Here is a 1,591-nt window from a genome sequence, read left to right on the forward strand (position 1 = left end):
CAACTCGCCCAACGGCCCGCGCCGGCAAGGCGCCGAGCGTGCGGCGATCAACGCGCCCATGCAGGGCACCGCCGCCGACCTCATCAAGCTGGCCATGATTGCCGTGCAGGACTGGCTGGAGTCGACTGGCATGAAGAGCCGCATGATCATGCAGGTCCATGATGAACTGGTACTCGAAGTGCCCCAGGATGAGCTGGCGGTGGTGCGTGAAAAGCTGCCTGAATTGATGAAAAATGTTGCGGAGCTGAAAGTTCCCTTGCTTGCCGAGGTCGGAATCGGTAAGAATTGGGACGAAGCGCATTAATCTTCACACCCCTGACGGGAACGCGCGGCTTTCCACCGTTCGATAGCGCAGGGGCGTGAACGATTAGGCAAAAAAGCAAGATTGGCAGGAAGGCAAGCTGACGCCGCGACGGGGCCGACATCGGCAGCGGACGTCAGCATCGCCAACCGAGTCGGCACCTGAATGACAAGACAAGCAGACCGGCGTCGCAACCGCAGACGAACAAAGACGGGATGACGCCCTGGGTGGTACCGGACGGGGTCTGGGCAACCGAGGCTGAGGCAGGGAAGCAGGGGACAAGCACATTCATCACCGGCCATGACCGCATGCGGTCCGTGGCCGTCATCATCTCCGTCTTTCCGTCCGGCCTCCGATGAACACATGGGAGGAGACGTCATGAAGTCAGGAATGAAGGTAGGTACGCGCCTGGGGTTGGGGTTTGCGTGGGTGGTCTTGCTGCTGGTGCTGGTGACCGGCTTCGGCATCTTCAACATGCACCAGGTGCAGGGGCGCTTCACCCATGTGGTGGAGGTCAAGAATCCCGAGAGCGCACTGGTCAAGGAGATGCTGGAAACGGTGGGCGAGCGCTCCATCTCGTTGCGCAACCTCATGCTGCCCGCCGCGCCCGAAGATGTGGACATCGAGGCGCAATACATCGAAGGCCAGACCCAGAAATACAAGGTCGCCGCGCAGAAGCTGCAACAACTCTTTGCCGATTCTTCGGACACTTCCGAGGAAGAGAAGGCGGCCCTGCCCAAGATCCAGGCGCAGGCTGCTGCGGCCGAGAAGCTCATCAACGAAGCCGTCGAATTCGGCAAGCGCCGCGAAGCCTATGAACTGGCGCAATTCCTGAAGGAGCAATACCTGCCGGTGCAGAAGTCCTGGCAGGTCGAACTGAAGGCGCTGGCCGCACTGGAAGACAAACTCAACCGCGAAGCCGCCGACAGCAGCGCCGCCGCCTATGCCCGTGCGCGCCTGCTGATGCTGCTCATCAGCGCCATCGGCGTGGTCACCGCGATCCTGGCGGCCATCTGGATCACGCGCCAGATCCTGCGCAAGCTGGGTGGCGAACCGGACTACGCCGTGCAGATCGCCGGCCAGATTGCCGAAGGCGACCTGGCTGTCGTGATTGATACCCGCGCCGGTGACAACGACAGCCTGCTGGCGGCCATGCGCGTGATGCGCGACAAGCTCGCGGCGATCGTCACCGAGGTGCGGCGCGGTTCCGAGACCATCACCACCGCCTCCACCGAAATCGCACGCGGCAACCTCGACCTTTCCGGTCGTACCGAGCAGCAGGCCGGTGCG

The 1,591-nt window shown here is 62.5% G+C and carries 2 protein-coding genes; both read left to right on the forward strand.

Going from position 1 to position 1,591, the window contains the following annotated elements; all coding sequences use genetic code 11:
- Nucleotides 1-304 (forward strand): DNA polymerase (locus B3873_RS20890; RefSeq protein WP_286868775.1); only part of this gene is annotated, 304 nt, incomplete at its 5' end.
- A gap of 375 nt (nucleotides 305-679) precedes the next feature.
- Nucleotides 680-1,591 (forward strand): MCP four helix bundle domain-containing protein (locus tag B3873_RS20895; RefSeq protein WP_286868777.1); only part of this gene is annotated, 912 nt, incomplete at its 3' end.

Source organism: Herbaspirillum sp. UBA812, from assembly GCF_002296545.1.
Taxonomy (GTDB): Bacteria; Pseudomonadota; Gammaproteobacteria; order Burkholderiales; family Burkholderiaceae_D; genus Herbaspirillum; species Herbaspirillum huttiense.